This is a genomic window from Rhodobacter sp. NSM (assembly GCF_052244495.1).
Taxonomy (GTDB): domain Bacteria; phylum Pseudomonadota; class Alphaproteobacteria; order Rhodobacterales; family Rhodobacteraceae; genus Cereibacter_A.
On sequence record NZ_JBQPXH010000068.1, the window covers coordinates 1 to 654 of the forward strand.

Sequence of the window (654 nt, forward strand, 5' to 3'; positions counted from 1 at the left end):
CGGCGGCACGGGCGACGACTTTCTCACCGGCGGCGCGGGAGCCGACACGCTGGTCGGTGGTGCGGGCCATGACACGCTCGACGGCGGGGCGGGAGCCGACACGGTCTGGGGTGATGCCGGCAACGACCTGATCCTGTCGGACTCGCTGGGCGACTGCAGCCATGGCGGCGCCGACATCGATGTTCTCGAGGTCGACTACCGCAGCCAGACGGCGGCGCTGACGGTGTCGGTCGCAGGCGGCAGCGTTACGGTGAACGGCACCGTGGTCGCGGACGGGATCGAGCATCTCTCCGGCGTCTTCGGAACGGGCAACGACACGGTGGAGGCGGGCTTCTTCCTGAGCAGCTCGGAAACGCCGAGCGGCTACCTCGATGGCCACCAGGGCAGCGACCTCGTCGTGCTCGACTATTCCGGCATCTCGTCGGAAGGCCAGACGGCAAGCCAGGTCTACGTCACCGCCCGGAGCGGCCATGGCAGCAGCATCTACCTGAGCGACGGCACCGTCCGCGGCATGGCCCTGTCGAACTTCGAGAGCGCCTCGATCACCGGCAGCGCCGGCAACGACTACCTGAGCGGCGCGAGCGGCGCCAGCACGCTGGCGGGCGGGGCGGGGGACGACACGCTCGAGGGTCAGGGCGGTGCCGACATCCTCGA

Annotated in this window: 1 protein-coding gene; it reads left to right on the forward strand. The window is 70.2% G+C overall.

Translation table 11 applies throughout. The features are described from left to right. Positions 1-654 (forward strand): calcium-binding protein (locus ACTVZP_RS22310; protein ID WP_443214315.1); only part of this gene is annotated, 654 nt, incomplete at both ends.